The organism is Aeromonas sp. FDAARGOS 1402 (assembly GCF_019046925.1).
Taxonomy (GTDB): Bacteria; Pseudomonadota; Gammaproteobacteria; order Enterobacterales; family Aeromonadaceae; genus Aeromonas; species Aeromonas caviae.
Genome location: NZ_CP077201.1, coordinates 693342 through 709378, shown reverse-complemented (window position 1 = coordinate 709378; position 16037 = coordinate 693342). Strand labels below are relative to the sequence as shown.

The 16037-nt window shown below is 64.8% G+C and carries 16 protein-coding genes; 8 read left to right on the top strand and 8 right to left on the bottom strand.

Translation table 11 applies throughout. From position 1 onward, the window contains the following. Window positions 1-60 precede the first annotated feature (60 nt). The 4 genes from I6L32_RS03325 to I6L32_RS03310 all read right to left on the bottom strand — a co-directional run bounded on the left by I6L32_RS03325 (window position 61) and on the right by I6L32_RS03310 (window position 4007). On the bottom strand, window positions 61-930 hold the full coding sequence (locus I6L32_RS03325; protein ID WP_053288131.1) for a GyrI-like domain-containing protein: 870 nt from the start codon (window positions 928-930) through the stop codon (window positions 61-63). A gap of 137 nt (window positions 931-1067) precedes the next feature. Then, window positions 1068-2210: a chromate efflux transporter gene (chrA, locus tag I6L32_RS03320; RefSeq protein ID WP_049635934.1), complete on the bottom strand. Its 1143-nt coding sequence runs from the start codon at window positions 2208-2210 to the stop codon at window positions 1068-1070. Window positions 2211-2383: 173 nt separating this feature from the next. Further along, window positions 2384-2824 carry an NUDIX hydrolase gene (locus tag I6L32_RS03315; protein ID WP_216944697.1) on the bottom strand — a complete coding sequence of 147 codons (441 nt, stop codon included), beginning with the start codon at window positions 2822-2824 and terminating at the stop codon, window positions 2384-2386. 178 nt (window positions 2825-3002) lie between these two features. Then, window positions 3003-4007, bottom strand: coding sequence for an NADP-dependent oxidoreductase (locus I6L32_RS03310; protein WP_049635933.1), 1005 nt, complete (start codon window positions 4005-4007; stop codon window positions 3003-3005). 175 nt (window positions 4008-4182) lie between these two features. Between I6L32_RS03310 and I6L32_RS03305 the strand changes: the two genes are divergently transcribed. The 3 genes from I6L32_RS03305 (at window position 4183) to I6L32_RS03295 (ending at window position 5340) form a co-directional block, all read left to right on the top strand. Next, on the top strand, window positions 4183-4608 hold the full coding sequence (locus tag I6L32_RS03305; protein WP_029313694.1) for a MarR family winged helix-turn-helix transcriptional regulator: 426 nt from the start codon (window positions 4183-4185) through the stop codon (window positions 4606-4608). 35 nt (window positions 4609-4643) lie between these two features. Continuing rightward, window positions 4644-4874, top strand: a complete 231-nt coding sequence (locus I6L32_RS03300) for a hypothetical protein (protein ID WP_029313696.1) — start codon at window positions 4644-4646, stop codon at window positions 4872-4874. Between the two features lie 148 nt (window positions 4875-5022). Then, entirely contained in the window at window positions 5023-5340 is a 318-nt protein-coding gene (locus tag I6L32_RS03295) for a hypothetical protein (RefSeq protein ID WP_041211026.1), read from the top strand. Between the two features lie 136 nt (window positions 5341-5476). Here the strand turns inward: I6L32_RS03295 and I6L32_RS03290 are convergent, their stop codons facing one another. Together I6L32_RS03290 and I6L32_RS03285 are read right to left on the bottom strand one after the other, a co-directional pair. Next, on the bottom strand, window positions 5477-5953 hold the full coding sequence (locus tag I6L32_RS03290) for an Lrp/AsnC family transcriptional regulator (RefSeq protein ID WP_010672894.1): 477 nt from the start codon (window positions 5951-5953) through the stop codon (window positions 5477-5479). 309 nt (window positions 5954-6262) lie between these two features. Further along, window positions 6263-6886 (bottom strand): metalloregulator ArsR/SmtB family transcription factor, encoded by a 624-nt coding sequence (locus I6L32_RS03285; protein WP_010672895.1) that lies wholly within the window; start codon window positions 6884-6886, stop codon window positions 6263-6265. A 148-nt stretch (window positions 6887-7034) separates the two neighbouring features. Here I6L32_RS03285 and I6L32_RS03280 point away from each other — a divergent pair, with 148 nt between their 5' ends. Next, window positions 7035-8273, top strand: coding sequence for an MFS transporter (locus I6L32_RS03280; RefSeq protein WP_069652460.1), 1239 nt, complete (start codon window positions 7035-7037; stop codon window positions 8271-8273). 236 nt (window positions 8274-8509) lie between these two features. Next, window positions 8510-9331 (top strand): Cof-type HAD-IIB family hydrolase, encoded by an 822-nt coding sequence (locus I6L32_RS03275; protein WP_043155694.1) that lies wholly within the window; start codon window positions 8510-8512, stop codon window positions 9329-9331. Window positions 9332-9385: 54 nt separating this feature from the next. Here the strand turns inward: I6L32_RS03275 and I6L32_RS03270 are convergent, their stop codons facing one another. Beyond that, window positions 9386-9949, bottom strand: coding sequence for a DUF2799 domain-containing protein (locus tag I6L32_RS03270; protein WP_202016862.1), 564 nt, complete (start codon window positions 9947-9949; stop codon window positions 9386-9388). A 200-nt stretch (window positions 9950-10149) separates the two neighbouring features. Here I6L32_RS03270 and I6L32_RS03265 point away from each other — a divergent pair, with 200 nt between their 5' ends. The 3 genes from I6L32_RS03265 (at window position 10150) to I6L32_RS03255 (ending at window position 14238) form a co-directional block, all read left to right on the top strand. Further along, window positions 10150-10989, top strand: coding sequence for an isopenicillin N synthase family oxygenase (locus I6L32_RS03265; RefSeq protein ID WP_216944696.1), 840 nt, complete (start codon window positions 10150-10152; stop codon window positions 10987-10989). 209 nt (window positions 10990-11198) lie between these two features. Further along, window positions 11199-12512 carry a sodium-dependent transporter gene (locus tag I6L32_RS03260; protein WP_042015790.1) on the top strand — a complete coding sequence of 438 codons (1314 nt, stop codon included), beginning with the start codon at window positions 11199-11201 and terminating at the stop codon, window positions 12510-12512. 412 nt (window positions 12513-12924) lie between these two features. Beyond that, entirely contained in the window at window positions 12925-14238 is a 1314-nt protein-coding gene (locus I6L32_RS03255) for a sodium-dependent transporter (RefSeq protein ID WP_041211033.1), read from the top strand. 36 nt (window positions 14239-14274) lie between these two features. Here I6L32_RS03255 and I6L32_RS03250 read toward each other — a convergent pair whose 3' ends face one another. Further along, on the bottom strand, window positions 14275-15912 hold the full coding sequence (locus tag I6L32_RS03250; protein WP_216944695.1) for a hypothetical protein: 1638 nt from the start codon (window positions 15910-15912) through the stop codon (window positions 14275-14277). Between the last annotated feature and the right edge of the window lie 125 nt (window positions 15913-16037).

Here is a 16037-nt window from a genome sequence, read left to right as displayed (position 1 = left end):
GACCAGCGGCGCCTCCCTTCGGAGGCGCCGCTTTTTTATCTCCCCCTGTCAGGTGCCGGGCTATGCCAGCGGCAGGTAGATGTCGGTGACCAGCTCATGGGTGGGCACCTCGTGTACAAAGTTGTGGTAGTGGAAGAAGAGTGGAAAATCCCGCAGCTCTTCGCCGCTGGCGGGCAGCCAGTCGCGGTAGAGCGCCCGGGCACAGTCGGCCAGGAGGTCGTGGGAGCCGTGGTGGCGTACCACGGCGCAGCGCCCGGCCGGGATGAGGGCATTCTTCACGCCCCACTCATTGTCCTCGGCGACGGGGGCCTCGACGCTGCCACAGAGGGTAAAGCGAAACGCCGCACCCTCCGTCGTGGCGGGGTCGTCCGGCGCCAGGCCATAGGTCCGGCTGGTGGCGACCGGGGAGTCGCCCGTGGCCTTGCGCCACTGGATGAAGCGCGCCGCGGTGTCGTTGATGCGCTCGGGCAGGCCCTGATGGGTCAGGGCGGCGACGGCGGTCTGCGGGAACTGGATGATGTCGACTCGCATGGGGTCAATCCTCTTTGTGGGGGGCCGTGGCAGGCAGCGATGCCAGCTGGCCCAGTCCGGGTGCTGCCTGAACTGGCTGGGCGTCAGGCCGAACGTCTGCTTGAAGGCGCGACTGAAAGATTCGCCATGCTGGAAGCCGGCATCGAGGGCGATATCAGTCACCTTGTCCAGAGGCGCGAATGCCAACCGGTAAGAGGCCCGCTTCAGCCGCAGCAGCTGGATGTAACGCCCCAGCGGCACGCCGCAGTAAGCGGCAAATTGCCGATGAAAGTGAAAGGGCGAAAAGTGCGCCACGGCGCTGAGCCGCTCCAGCGACAGGTCGTCGTCGAGATGGCGCTCGATGTGCTCTGTCACCGTTTGAAAGCGTCGGCGGTAGGCCTCTGTCTGGTTGTGATCCATGGTCTCTCCTCTGTGCTGCCCACTATCGGCCAACGGGCCCGAGCTGTCCTGACGGATCTTGCTCTCTTTGCCTCCCCTCGGGGATAAGAGCCATGACCGCCAGCCCGGCGGGCGCTGCCTGACTTGTCGCGGGTTCGTCAGGCCAGCAGCAGGGCGGCCCCCGTCAGCAGGGCGGCGAGGGGCAGAACGGGGAGCCGTGGCACCCGCAGCAGGTAGAAGCCGACGGCGGCCAGCGCCAGATCGGTGGGGGAGAGCACGGCGCTCTGCCACACCGGCTGATAGAGGGCCGCCAGCAGCAGCCCCACCACGGCGGCGTTGATGCCGGCCACGGCCCCCGCCAGACGGGGGCGGGCCAGCCAGTGCTGCCAGCAGGGGCCCAGCGCCCAGAGCAGCAAGAAACCCGGCAGGAAGAGCGCCAGGGTCGCCAGCAGCGCCCCGATGAGGGGAGTGGCGGGCAACAGCACGGCGCCCAGGTAGGTGGCCAGGGTGAACATGGGGCCGGGTACCAGCTGGGCCAGGCCGTAGCCGGTCAGGAACTGCTGCTCGCTCAGGTGGTGACCCAGGCTCTCCTGCAACAGGGGCAGCACCACGTGACCACCGCCAAACACCAGGCTGCCTGCCCGGTAAAAGTCGGCCAGCAACTGGCTGACGGGGCCGCTCGCCACCAGGGGCAGGCCGACGAACAGCAGGGCGAACAGCAGCAGGGTCGGCCAGTGAGGCTGGCGATCCGGAGTGGACGCGGGGCCCTGACTCCCCGGGTGCGGCTCGCGCAGGGCACAGAGCAGGGCCGCGCCGAGCAGCATGGCGACCTGGGTCAGAAGACCGGGGGCGCACCAGAGGGCGGCGGCGGTGGCCACCATGACCCCCTGTTGCAGCGCCGTCTTGCAGAACTGGCGGCTCATGGTGAGCACGGCATCCGCCACCACGACGAGCGCCAGCAGCTTGAGGCCGTGCAGGGCGGCGTCCAGCCAGAGGTTGCCCGCAAGCTGACCCAGACCGACGGCGGCCGCCAGCAACAGCAGAAAGGAGGGGAGGGTAAAGCCGACGAAGGCGGCCAGGGCGCCGCCGATGCCGGCACGGTGGCGACCGATGGCAAAGCCGAGCTGGCTGGAGGCCGGACCCGGCAGCAGTTGGCACAGGGCCAGCAACTGGGCGAACTCCGCCTGGTTCAGCCAGCCCAGCCGCTGGACAAAGGTGCGCTGAAAATAGCCGATATGGGCGGCCGGCCCGCCAACACTGATGCACCCCAGCCACAAGAACTGCATGAATACCTGTCCCATCTTCCCCTCCTCGTCATCATCCTGGCCCGGATAATATGACAAAAAAGTGACAGTTTGGTGACGGTACGCCCTCCCGCGCTGCCTGCCATCAACAGGGGCTGGCGGGGTGGCTGGTCGCCTCCGCCAGCTGACGAGAGGAACCGGGGTGACGCGCGGCAGCCTGCCGGTGAGGGTCAGGGGGCAGGTTGTGCCTGGGGCAGGTAGCATTGTCCCGCCAGCCAGCAGGCGATGGACTGGCGACTGGCATCGAAGTGAGGCTCGGGCAGAGTGTGCGGGTCGCACCAGATCCAGCCCTCGCATTTTTCCGGCTCCAGCAGTTGCGGCTCCCCGTCCACCTCTGCCAGCAGGGTGACCGAGATGTAGTGCAGGCCGCTCTCGCGCCAGGTCTCCAGGTTGTTGGTGACGGCGATGACGCGAGGCTGGCGGATGACGAAGCCGATCTCCTCCGCCACCTCCCGGATGGCTGCCGACTCGAAGGTCTCCCCCAATTCCAGATGACCGCCAGCGATGGACCAGTAGGGGGCATGGCTGCCCTTGCGCTTGCCAAGCAGTACCTGGCCCTGGCCATTGGTGAGAATGACGCCGACACCGACGCGGGGATAGGGGGTAGACATAGGGGAGGCTCCTTGCTGAGACGGCGGGGTGCGCCAGGGAAAACGGGCCCACCTTAGGGGGGATGGGCCCGTTGTGCAAGCCGCCTGTTCAAGGGCGATCGGATGCCGATTTTCCATCGCTTAAATGGATGGGTCTGGCGATATTCTATCTGTTAAATAGATGGGAAATGCCTCCGGATCAGGGCAGTCTGACCAGCATCTTGCCGGTATTGCGGCCCTGGAACAGTCCGATAAAGGCTTGCGGCATGCTGGCCAGCCCCTCGCTGACGGTCTCCTCGGCCTGGAGGGTGCCCGCCTCGAAGGCCGGCATGGCCTCGGCCAGGAACGCCCCGTAGTGTTGCCAGTGATCGGAGACCAGCAGCCCCTGCATCAGGATGCGCTTGCGGATCACCTGGGAGAGGTTGCGCGGGCCGCTGGCCTGGCCGTTGCTGTTGTACTGCTCGATGAGGCCGCACAGCACGATGCGCCCGTGCACCACCAGGTGGTTGAGGGCGGCATCCAGCATGGCGCCCCCCACGTTCTCGAAGTAGACGTGGATGCCTTCGGGGGCGAGGCGGGCCAGCTCGGCGTCGAGATCCGGGGTCTCCCGGTAGTTGATCACCGCATCGGCTCCCAGGGTCTTGAGGTAGGCGACCTTGTCGGCCGAGCCGGTGGAGCCGATGACCCTGGCTCCCGCCTGCTTGGCGAGCTGGACCGCCATGGTGCCGACCGCCCCGGAGGCTGCCGAGACCAGCAGGGTTTCACCGGCCTTCAGGTGTGCCACCTTGTGCAGGCCCGCCCAGGCGGTCATGCCCGGCATGCCGAGGGCGCCGAGGAAGCGCTGGGGCGGCAGGGTGGTGTCGGGCAGGCGGGTGAGCTGGGCGGCGTTTGCCACGAAGGCATCCCGCCAGCCCAGCATGCTGCTCACCTTGTCCCCCACCTTGAAATCGGGATGGCGCGATGCCTGTACCGTGCCGATGGCGCCGCCGTCGAGGGGACCGTTGAGGGGGAAGGGAGGAACGTAGCTTTTTGCCTCGCTCATGCGGCCGCGCATGTAGGGGTCCACCGACAGCCACTGGTTGGCGACCTGCACCTCTCCCTCCTGCAGGGCGGGCAGGGGCACGTCCCGGAGGGCGAAGTCCTCCAGGGTGGGGAGACCGGTGGGGCGACGCAGCAGTTGGATTTGATGGCTGATGGCATTCATGGGCATTCTCCGGCAGTGGGGCCGCGCGTCGGGCGGCGGCCTGGTATTTTTGTTTGTGTGCAAACTAAAATCAGGGTAGTCCTGAACGCGGGGGCTGGCAACTGTTTTGTGTGCAAACTATTCAGCCCCGAAGTTGATGGGGTATACTGCCCCCTTGTCGTCAGCGAGGTCCTCCATGAGCGAATTGAAAAAGCAGGTCTGTTTTGCCCTCTACAGCGCCTCCAATGCGGTGATGCGTGCCTATCGGCCGCTGCTGGACAAGCTGGATCTCACCTATACCCAGTACCTGGTGATGCTCTCGCTCTGGGCCCGGGACGAGGTCAGCCTCAAGGAGATAGGGCAGGAGACCGGACTGGATGCGGGCACCCTGACCCCCATCGTCAAGCGGCTGGAGAGCAAGGGGTGGCTGACCCGAACCGTCTCCCACGAGGATGAGCGGCAAAAGTGCATCAGTCTGACCGAGGCGGGACGCCAGTTGCAGCAGGAGGTCAGGGAGTGCTGTCTGGCGGACAGCTTGCGCAATCAGGTGGATCTGGCCGATGCTGAGTTGGCCCAGCTCAAGCAGCTTTGCGATCGCGTGGCGGCGCAGCTGGGGCGCTGATCCCTTTCCCCGTCAGGAGTGACCCGATGAAACCCATGCAATCCCTGCTCCCTCTGTTTGCCATCCTGCTGTGCGCCTGCGCCGATACCTCCTATCCCCGTTCCGAGCTGCAGATCGACGATGCCGATGCCTGGCAGGCCATCTGCAAGGACGGGGTCCGGGTGCGGGCGGTCACCGACGAGGGGATCTGTGCGGATCACCGCGGGGTGGCCATGTGGACAAATAAACCAAGGGCTGCACGGATGGCAGAAGAAGCGGCCAAGTAGTGTGACCTGTACGACATAAAATGACATGACCGGCCATGGGGCCGGTTTTTTTCGCGATCTTGCCAGCACTTTGGCACCTTGTTCATGGTGCACTCATTTTTCTCTTCCCATACTGGCCCTCAAGGTAGCAAACCAACAGGAGAGAGAGATGCAATCATCCATCGTCGGGCTCTCCATTCTGTGGGGGCTGGCCAGCTTTGGTGTTCAGGGGGATTTCATCGAGAGCCGTGATACCGCCTCCCCCTCCTGGCAGGCCGAGTCCAGAGTGGAGATGGAAGGGTACTTGATGGAGTCGTTGGGCGCCGATCGCTGGGTGTTCGACAACGGCAGCGAGAGCCTGGAAATATCTCTGCCCAAAGGGCAGTGGGTGTCGACCGGTGAGCGGCTGCGGCTGCGCGGCGAACCCCTGCAGGAGCAGAGCGGCTGGTTGCTGCAGGTGCAGGACGTCAGCCAGGTCGAGGCATGACGAGGCGTCCACCACCTGGCGGCGCGAGGGCGCCCGGGGGCTGTGTTGACCGCGAATGCCCTTGATAGCAGAGACAAGAAGAGGAGGCCCTGGCCTCCTCTTGCTTTTGGTGCATCCCCGGATGCGGGGTGGGTTGTCAGCCCAGGTGGTTGAGGGGCAGGGCGGTCTTGTGCTTGATGCGGCGCAGCACGAAGCTCGAACGCACCCCGGTCACGCCGGAGATGTGGGTCAGCTTGTCCAGCAGGAAGTGCTGGTAGTGCTCCATATCCCGCACCACCACCTTGAGCTGGTAATCCGCATCGTTGCCGGTGATGAGGTCGCACTCCAGCACCTCGGGCAGATCCTTGACGGCGCGATCGAAGTTCTCGAACCGCTCCGGAGTGTGCCTGTCCATGGAGATGTGAATGTAGGCGGTGAGGGTCAGCCCCAGCTGGCGGGCATTGAGCAGGGTGACATGGGTATCGATGAGACCGGCATCCTCCAGCGCCTTGACCCGGCGCGAGCAGGGGGAAGGAGAGAGCCCGACTAGCTCGGCCAGCTCCAGGTTGCTGATGCGGCCATTTTCCTGCATCAGCTCCAGAATATGCCTGTCTATACGATCAAGTTTCAGCATTCTCCGTACCTCTTCGCAATTACTAATCCACTTTTCCTAGATTAAGGGTGAACTATTGCAAAAACAACTGAAAATACCTGCTACTTCACAACCACTCACCGCATCGCGGGGAGTAACATGGTTACATCTTCCGGTGGCAAGACAGGCGCCCGACCAGGCACCTGTGGTGAAGGACCTTACCGGGTCAAGAGCCCCATCAGCCGTTCGACCTTATCGGGAAACAACGGGCTGGAACGAGAGCACCCCCTCCCCGAAGGCAACAAAGCAGGCATCCCGGCGCCTGCTTTGTTGTTTTTGCGTTCCGCCCGCTCAGGGGCGGGGCGGCCGGATGCGATAGAGGCAGCGGCTGTCCCCCTCCAGCAGATACTGCTCCCGCTCCACCTCGGCCGGCGCCAGCAACCGGCGAAACAGCGCCAGCTCGCTGCGGCAAAAGCCCCGACAGGCCCTGGCTGCACTGCAGATGGGGCAGTGACTCTCCCACCACAGCCAGCTGCCGTCCTCCTCCTGCGACATGTCCGCCATATACCCCTCCTGGGTGCGCAGCGCCTTGAGCGTCATCAGCCTGTCTGCCAGCGCCGGCTGGGTCAGCCTGGATTCATAGCGTGCCTGCATCTGCTGCTCCCGCCGCGCGATGAGCTGCTCCATGCCCGCGTCGCCAAACACCTGCCGGATGTCGTCGATCAGCTGCAGGGTCAGATCGCCATGGGTGTCGGGGAAGCGTTGCCAGGCCTGGTCGGTGAGGTGCCACAGGCGCACCGGGCGACCGCGGCCGCGGGCCTCGTCGCTAAACCCCACCCAGCCCTCGGACTCCAGGGCCATCAGGTGCTGGCGCGCCCCCATGGACGTCATCTGCAACTGGTCGCCGAGTTCGGCGGCGCTCTGGGGGCCGCGGGTTTTCAGCAGATAGAGGATCTTGTCGGTACTGGCGTTCATGGGGGCTCCGGTGGTGGGTATCGGTGCGGTGACCGCCTGGATGAGGTCATTATGGGTAGCAGGGAGATTTAAATCAACAATCTGCTTTACTTAATGGACGACCCCTCACAATATAAATAAACCGATGACTTTATTTAATGAGGCGGAGATGGAAGGGATCAAGGGACAGGCGACCCTCTGGGTATTGGTGATGACGGTGACGCTGGCGGTGGCGGGGTTCAGCCTGCCTTCCCCCGTCCTGGCGCCGCTGCTGCTGGATCCGGCCCAGGGCATGTTGACGCCACAGGCGTCGGACTGGAGCCGCAAGGTGTGGCTTGGCGTCATCATGGGGCTCTATCCACTGTTTCAACTGCTGGGGGCCCCCTTGCTTGGCCGCCTCTCCGATCGCCATGGGCGCAAGCCGGTGCTGACCCTCTGTCTGGTGGGGGTGCTGGCGGGGTATGTGCTGATGGCTCTCGGCATCGCCTGGCGTTCCCTGCCGCTCTTGCTGCTGAGCCGGGTGGTGGAGGGCTTCTTCAACGGCGACATCGCCATCGTGCAGGCGATGGCGGCGGACATGAGCACGGCCAGGACCAAGGCCCGCAACTTCGCCCGCATCAACATCGGCATGAACCTGGGCTGGGTGGTGGGTCCCATGATCGGAGGCTATGCGGCCGTGGTCTCGGGAGATTACAGCCTGGCGGCCTGGCTGGCGGTGGGGATGACGGTGATCAACCTGCTGCTGGTGCTCTGGCTGCTGCCCAATCGTCCCCCGGTGCCGGCGACCCGGGATGAGGTTCCTCTCTCGACTCGCCAACTGCTGCTGCAACCTCGTCTCCTGCCCTACTTTGCCCTGACCCTGGCAAGCTATGGGGCGGTACAGCTCTACTTCACCTACTTCAATGTCTGGCTGGTGGAGCGGCTGGCATGGGATCCGGTGCAACTGGCCCAGGCCGCCGTGCTGGTGAGCGTGCCCATGATGCTGGGCTCCTGGATCGGTGAGCAGTTGGCACGGCACTGGCGCGGCAGCTCCCTTGGCATCGTCGGCCACCTGGTGATGGCGGCGGGCATGCTGATGTTCATCCTGCCGACCCAGTGGTGGGGGCTCGCGCTCACCTTCATCCCGGCCGGCATCGGCATGAGTCTGGGGGAGCTGGCCACCTCGGTGGCGGTCTCCAACCGCAGCCATGCCAGCCAGCAGGGGCAGGCGATGGGGCTCTACCGCGGTCTGGCGGTGGGCAGCGAGATCCTGGCGGTGGTGCTGGGCAGCCTGGTGCTGCTGGCGGGGACCGAGTGGCCCTTCTACCTGGCCGGCCTCTGCGGCGTGATCTGTGCCCTCGGTTTCTACGGATTGCGCAGACGGGCGGACAGGCGAAACGCCGTGGCCGGGTGCGCCGAGGCGGGCTGACGAAGGGCGCGGGGATCACAGTTCGGCGACGGGATGGCGGGCCGGACTTGCATCGCGGCGCCGAGTCTGGGACGGTATGGCTCTCTGCTCCGCTGTTCCCGACCCCCCGGCGAGCGCGTCTCCCATCATGGGCCTTGCGATGCCCAGTCCGCATTCCCGGCAGTGAGATGTGTCGTCATGGCACTGGAAACGGGAGGGGATGGCGCCGCACCCGTCTCGACATTCTTGGAGGTGATATGAGTCGTTATCAGGCCATTGCATTGGACATGGACGGTACCCTGCTGAACCGGGATCACAAGATCTCGTCCGCTACCCGGGCGGCCCTGGCCCAGGCCCGGGCCCACGGCATCAAGGTGCTGCTGGTGACGGGTCGCCACTTCATGACGGCCCGTCCCTTCCACCACGAGCTGGCCCTCGACACCCCCATCATCTGCAGCAACGGTGCCTACCTCTATGATCCGGTACAGGAGAGGATCCTCGCCGGGGATCCCCTGGCCGTGGCGCCCCTCACTGCCCTGCTGGAGGAGGTGCAAGCCCAGCAGATGGGGGCGCTGTTCCACCTGGGGGACGGCATCGGCTACCTGGGCTGCGAGGAGCACGTGGGCCGGATGCGGCGCTGGTCGGCAACCCAGCCGGATCACCTCAAGGTCTCCCTGCTGCCCGCCGAGGATATTGAGTCCTGGTTGCAGTCCCCCATCTGGAAGCTGGAGTTGTTCAACCAGGATCCCGGCCGGTTGCACCGTTTTGTCGGGGAGGTGGTGGAGAGACTGCCCTTCACCCGTGACTGGGCGGCCCCCTATGCGGTGGAGCTGGTGCAGCCAGGTTGCAGCAAGGGCAACCGGCTGGCCCAATGGGCGGCGAGCGAGGGGATCGCCATGGAGAACCTGGTGGCCTTTGGCGACAACAACAACGACATCAGCATGTTCGAGCAGGTGGGGCTGGCGGTGGCCATGGGCAATGCGGCGCCCCAGATCCAGGCCCATGCAGACCGGGTCACCGCGGATCACAACGAGGATGGCATCGCCCTGGCGTTGCAGCGCTGGGTCCTGCCCGCCTGAAGGGAACAACAGACGGCGGCATAAACAGAAAGGGGCCATGTCGGCCCCTTTTTGTCAGCTCCCGAAGGAGAACTGGATCACCCGATCCGGGAAGCGCAGCCGGTTGTAGTCCCGGTACACCCCTTCGTAGTGACGGATGGCGCGCTCGCGCTGGGCACGGTAGTAGTCGCGCTGGCGGCTGTCGCTCTCGCCCCGGATCTGCTGATCCAGCTGGTGGATGCTCCGCTCGGTGCGTTCCAGCTCCTGCTGCAATTCGCCGAGGCGCTGCTCCAGCAGATACTCCTTGCGGCCGCGCTCGAACTGGGTGAGGAAGCTGGTGTCGTTGGGGCAGACCCCCAGGTATTCGCTCCCCTCCCGTCCCTTGCTGTAGGCCAGCTCGGGGATGCAATAGAGCTCCAGTCCCTTGGCGTAGCCGCGCTGCCACTCCGCCTCATCCACCTTGAGGCCGTACTCCCCGCAGGTCTTCTGATAGTCGCGGGTGGCGCTCCGGGCCTTGCCCTGCTCCCCGTCCTGATAGCCCTGGTTGTACCAGCTCATGGCACGGCACTCCTCCTCCGAGAGGGAACTGCACCCGGCGAGCAGGAAGGGAAGGGTCAACAACAGGATCTTGGGGGACATGAGGGGGCTCCGACAGCAAAGGGGGTGGGGCATTCTAGAAGAGGAGGCCCGTCCGGGACAAGCACCGGGCGAGGGGGCCGTATCATGATGTTTTTATCAGTATTTTCAAGCCGTTGTAGACGGGCTTCCGGCAGCCTTTTCTTGCCGGGGGAGGCAGGGTAAACTGCGCCTACTTTTAACTGGCATGTAACATAAAAACAATGAAAGTCCTGACCGTCGATTATCGCTCCCCCGATGCGGCCGAGCGCTTCACCGAATCCCTGCGCACCACCGGCTTCGGAGTGCTGACTCACCACCCCATCCCGAAGGAGCTGGTGCAGTCCATCTATGACAACTGGTATCGCTTCTTCATGAGCGAACAGAAGCAGGATTTCCTGTTCAATCGCGAGACCCAGGACGGCTACTTCCCGCCCTCGGTGTCCGAGGTGGCCAAGGGCCACAGCCAGAAGGACATCAAGGAGTACTTCCACATCTATCCCTGGGGCCAGATGCCGGCAGAGCTGAAAGAGCAGGCGATGGAGTACTACCGCCTCGCCAACGATCTGGCCGCCGAGCTGCTGGGCTGGGTGGAGCAGCACACCCCGGGGGACATCGCCGCCCACTACCGCTGCCCGCTCTCCTCCATGATCGAAGAGAGCCACAAGACCCTGCTGCGGGTGCTGCACTACCCGCCCTTCGACGGCACCGAGGAGCCGGGTGCCATCCGCGCCGCCGCCCATGAAGACATCAACCTGCTGACCATTCTGCCCGCTTCCAACGAGCCGGGCCTGCAGGTGAAAGGTTCAGACGGGGAGTGGATGGATGTGCCCTGCGATTTCGGCACCCTCATCATCAACATAGGCGACATGCTGCAGGAGGCCTCCCGCGGCTACTACCCCTCCACCACCCACAGGGTCATCAACCCGACCGGGGGCAGTGCCGCCAAGTCCCGCATCTCCTTGCCGCTCTTCCTGCACCCCCGTCCGGACGTGGTGCTCTCGGAGCGTCACACCGCCCACAGCTATCTGATGGAGCGGTTGCGGGAGCTGGGGGTGATCTAATCCCGCCAGACCCGAGCAGACAACAAACCGGAGCATCCCCGCTCCGGTTTTTATTTTGTGGCACGATTGGTTGTTTATCCGAATTTTATTGGTCAATGATGCTAAAAACTGAGTTTTATATCGGATATACGCCGAGTGATTGCGCGCCCGCAGGCGTACTCTGAGCGCCATTTCGGGCCTCGCTGGCAGGCCCTTCCCGTGGAGTTCTTATGAAGCAGTCCCAATGGTCATCCCGGCTCGGTTACATCCTGGCCGCCGCAGGTTCCGCGGTCGGTCTCGGCGCCATCTGGAAGTTCCCCTATGTCACCGCCGCCAACGGTGGCGGCGCCTTCCTGCTGGTCTTTCTGTTGTTCAGCTTCACCCTGGGGGTGGCGGTGCTGATGGGGGAGACCCTGATCGGCAGCCTGACCCGGCGCGGGGTGGTGGGCGCCTTTGGTGAACTGATGGGCAGGCGCTGGCGCTGGGTCGGTGCCATGGGCTTGCTGTGCAGCCTGCTCATCTTCTGTTTCTACAGCGTGGTGGGCGGCTGGACCCTGGGGTACACGGGCATGGCACTGGCGGGGGAGCTGCAACAGGGGGACGGCGCGGCACTGACCGCCCGTTTCAACGACTACGTCGGTGATCCGCTCTGGCCGGTGCTGACCCACCTGCTGTTTGCCGGCTTGACCTGGTGGTTCGTGCGGGGCGGCGTGCAACAAGGGGTGGAGCGCACCCTGCGCTGGATGATGCCGGCCCTCTTCATCATGATCCTGCTGCTGGTGGCCTTCGGCCTCACCCTGCCGGGCGCCATGGCCGGGGTGCGCCACTTCCTGATGCCCGATTTCAGCAAGCTCGGCATGTCGGGTGTGCTGGACGCCATGGGGCTGGCCTTTTTCTCCCTCTCCATCGGCCTTGGCATCCACACCACCTATGGCGCCTACCTGCCTTCCAGCGAAGGGGTCGGTCGCTCCAGCCTCTGGGTGGTGCTGCTGGCGAGCGTCATCGCCGTGCTGGCGGGCCTGATGATCTTCCCGGTACTGGCGGCGACCGGCATTGACCCGGCCTCGGGCCCGGGCCTCACCTTCATGACCATGCCAGCGGTGTTCCAGCAACTGCCCTTCGGCCAGGGGCTGGCGGTGGTGTTCTTCTCTCTGCTGGTGGTGGCGGCGCTCTCCTCCTCCATCTCCCTGCTGGAGCATTTGCAGTGCTTCCTGTGCGAGAGCCTGGGCTGGTCCCGCCGCGCGGCGTGCAACCTGGTCATTGCCCTGGTGATGGCGGGTGGCATCCCGGTGAGCCTGTCGTTCGGTCCCTGGGCCACTCTGACCCTGTTTGGCAAGAATATCTTCGAGTTGCTGGACTTCATCACCTCCAACCTGATGATGCCCCTGTTCGGGCTGGCCCTGACGCTGCTGCTGGGCTGGCGGCTCGGTCGCCAGGCGCTGCCCGAAGGGCTGGCTCCCCACTGGCGGGCCCTGCTGATGGGCTGCTGGCGCTGGCTGGCTCCCCTGCTCATTGGCGGCATTCTGGTGCGCGGCCTGGTGTAGGGAGGGTTGGTCATCTGTGCCACTCCCCGGCCGGGCTGGCCGGGGAGTGGGGTGGCAGGATTGACTCTTTATAAAAATCTGTAAATTAAAAATAAATAGAATAACAGTCTGCACTTTCGACATTTTGTTTTGATTAAATCTGTTTTTGGTTCTGTTTTAGACTATTTTCTGTCAACTTCTCTTGCCATGGTTTAGGCTGTGGCTCCTTTTTACCGTGCAGGCGTCGCCCTCCCATGTCACCCCTTATCGCTCTCTGTGGCCGATTTAGCCCCTTCCTGGAGAGGTGACCTTGCAGGTGTCGTTTGTCTGACTGTTCATTGCAAAGGTCGCCCTCAGGCGGCCTTTTTTGTTGCGGCGCACACCGCGTCTAGCCATGGAGTATCGAACTGATGTTGTCTTGCCCGGAGGTTGTATGAGCCAGGTTCAGTGGTCTTCCCGTATTGGTCATGTGCTGGCGGCCGCCGGCTCGGCGATCGGCCTTGGCGCCATCTGGAAGTTTCCCTATGTGACAGCCACCAACGGGGGCGGTGCCTTCCTGCTGGTGTTCCTGCTCTTCAGCTTCACCCTGGGGGTCGCGGTGCTGGTGGGGGAGACCCTGCTCGGCAGCCGCAGCCAGCGCGGCGTGCTCGGCGCCTTCCACAAGCTGGTGGGGCCGAACTGGCGCTGGATGGGTTACATGGGGATCCTGTGTGGCTTCTTCATCTACAGCTTCTACAGCGTGGTGGGGGGCTGGACCGTCGGCTATGCGGCCCTGGCCGTGGGCGGCGAGCTCAACCTGAGTGAGGCGAGCACCCTCACCGCACTCTTTACCGGTTATGTGAGCGATCCCCTCTGGCCGGCCCTCACCCATCTCGTCTTCGCCGGGCTCACCTGGTGGTTCGTGCAGGGAGGGCTGCAACAGGGGGTGGAGCGGGCGCTGCGCTGGATGATGCCGGCCCTGTTCGTGATGATGCTGCTCCTGGTGGTGACCGGGCTCTCCATGCCGGGGGCCATGGCCGGGGTACGGCAGTTCCTGATGCCCGACTTCTCCCACCTGACGGGGCAGGGGGTGCTCGACGCCCTGGGGCTGGCGTTCTTCTCCCTCTCCATTGGCCTCGGGGTACACACCACCTATGGCGCCTACCTGCCGAGCAGTGACGGGGCGCTGCGCTCCGGGGTCTGGGTAGTCACCCTGGCGAGCTGCATCTCGGTGCTGGCGGGGCTGATGATCTTCCCGGTGCTGGCCTCCACCGGCATCGATCCTGCCGCCGGTCCCGGCCTCACCTTCATGACCATGCCGGCGGTGTTCAACCACCTGCCGTTCGGTCAGGGGCTGGCGGTGATCTTCTTCCTGCTGCTGCTGGTGGCGGCGCTCTCCTCCTCCATCTCCATGCTGGAGCACCTGGTGCGCTTCACCACCGAGGAGTGGGGCTGGTCGCGCCGCAATGCCTGCCGGGTGCTGACCCTGCTCATCATGGCCTGCGGCATTCCGGTCAGTCTGTCGTTCGGGCCCTGGGCGGACTACACCCTGTTTGGCAAGACCCTGTTCGATCTGCTGGATTACCTCACCTCCAACCTGATGATGCCCTTGTTCGGTCTGGTGCTGACCCTGCTGCTTGGCTGGAAGCTGGGGGACAGTATTGTACCTGCGGATCTCTCGCCGCTGATGCGTGGCGCGCTGCTCTGGTGCTGGCGGCTGGTCGCCCCCCTGCTGATCGCGGGGATCCTGGTGCGGGGCTTGTTGTAACGCACCTGCCAGGGCGGCATGCACCGCCCTGGCTGGCTATAGGCCCTGATGGGGACCGAGGGGCGGCAGTTTGGGGGCCAGGTGGGATCTCACCTGTTGCAGTGTCTCCCGATAGGCGTTCCCATGGTGCTCCAGGAAGGCGGCACTGTGGTTGAGACGCTGCTCCAGCCTGTCCACCAGGCGGGCCACCGCCGGGGCCGCCATGCCGGCGGGCCAGCACTGGGTCAGCAATACCAGCAGTTGCCAGGCATCCCCCGCCTGGGCCGGGAATCGCTCCTGCAGGGTCAGAGCACTCTGCACGGCGAGCTGGAGCTGACCCGTGGTCATGGCCCGTTGCCGCTCCTCGCGCAGCTGGGTCAGCTGCTGCTCCCGCTGCACCAGTTGCCGCGCCAGATCGTCGACCACCTGCAAAATGAGTCCCTGCAGCAGCGGGGTCTGTGCCACCGGCCCCTGATACTGGCCGAGCTGGGCCAGATAACGCTGGGCATGGTGGGGAAGCCCGCAGAACTGGCTGACGGCCACCCCGAGCAACTGGTTGAGGTGATTGTCCCGCGCCGCCTCCGGCGGGTGCTTGGCCAGCAGCATCAAGGCGTCATCGAATCGATAATCCAGACCCAGCATCAGGGCGCGCAGCAGCCCCTCCTCGTGGGCACGCAGGGTCACGGCCTGCTGACCGAGCTCCTCCAGGGCCTGCTGCAGCCCATGAACTCTGGCCTCTCCCGGTGGATGCCAGAGCACCGCCAGGGTCGCATCCAGCAGGCAGCGTTCGACGGAGTGGCGAAACGTCTGTTTGGGGAAGTAGCGCAGGATGAAATCGGTGGCCTGCGCCAGCACCTGATCTTCATCCCTTCGCAGCAAGGCCAGCAAAATGGCCACCTGGCGCCACTGCGGCTGCCAGGGGCAGCGTTGCAGCAAGCCTGACAAGGTTTCCCAGGCCGGACCCCACAGCGCCTCGTGCAGTTGGCAGGCGAGAACCAGCGCCTGATGGATGACGGGGGGCAGTCGCTCCCGGTTGCGGGCCAGATCCTTGTGGGCGCTCTCCACCCGGTTCAGCCCGAGCAGAGCCTGGTTCAGTCCCTGGCGTGGCCACCAGGCATCGTGCTCCGTGGTGCAGATGGCGTAGTGCTGGGCGGCCTGCACCCGTTCCCCGGCTTGCAGCAGCATGTAGCCCTTTACCCTGTCCATCTGTGCTTCCAGCCTCTTGTGGCTGGCGTGCCGGTAAAGCAGATCCTCGCACTGGGCGCAGGCGCTGCGCCACTCCCTGAGCGCCATGGGGGTGGCCAGGGGGCGGGTCACCGTGGTCAGTGCCAGCAGCGCTTGCAGGCTGTGCGCCAGCTGCTCCGTGGTGAAGGGCACGGCCAGACGCAGGGCGAAATAGAGGTCGGAGGGGGGGAACTGGCCGGTGTCCTCGTCCTGCTCCAGCAGCAGGAGCACGCAGCCGGGCGCGAGCAGGCCCAGGTGGTGTGCTTCATGCAGCAGCCTGACTCCCTCGTGGGCCTGGTGGTGATACTGGCGGCAAAGAATGGCATCGAAGGCGTGCTGGCGCAGCAGGGCGGGCAGGCTTGCAATCTCTTTGCAGTGGAACAGCTCGGTGGGGGGCAGCCCCAGATCACTCAGTCCCTGGGTGAGGGTCGAGCCCATCATGGCATCGTCTTCGATGAGGAGGATCTGCATCTTTGACGCTCCTTCGCCGGTCGGGGGTGGCGAGGTTGGATTCAAAGTTAGCCTCCACTCTCCCGCGAGAGCCAGAGGGGGTCAATACCCCACCTGGGTCAGGAATGGCTCAGTGCCAGCCTTGG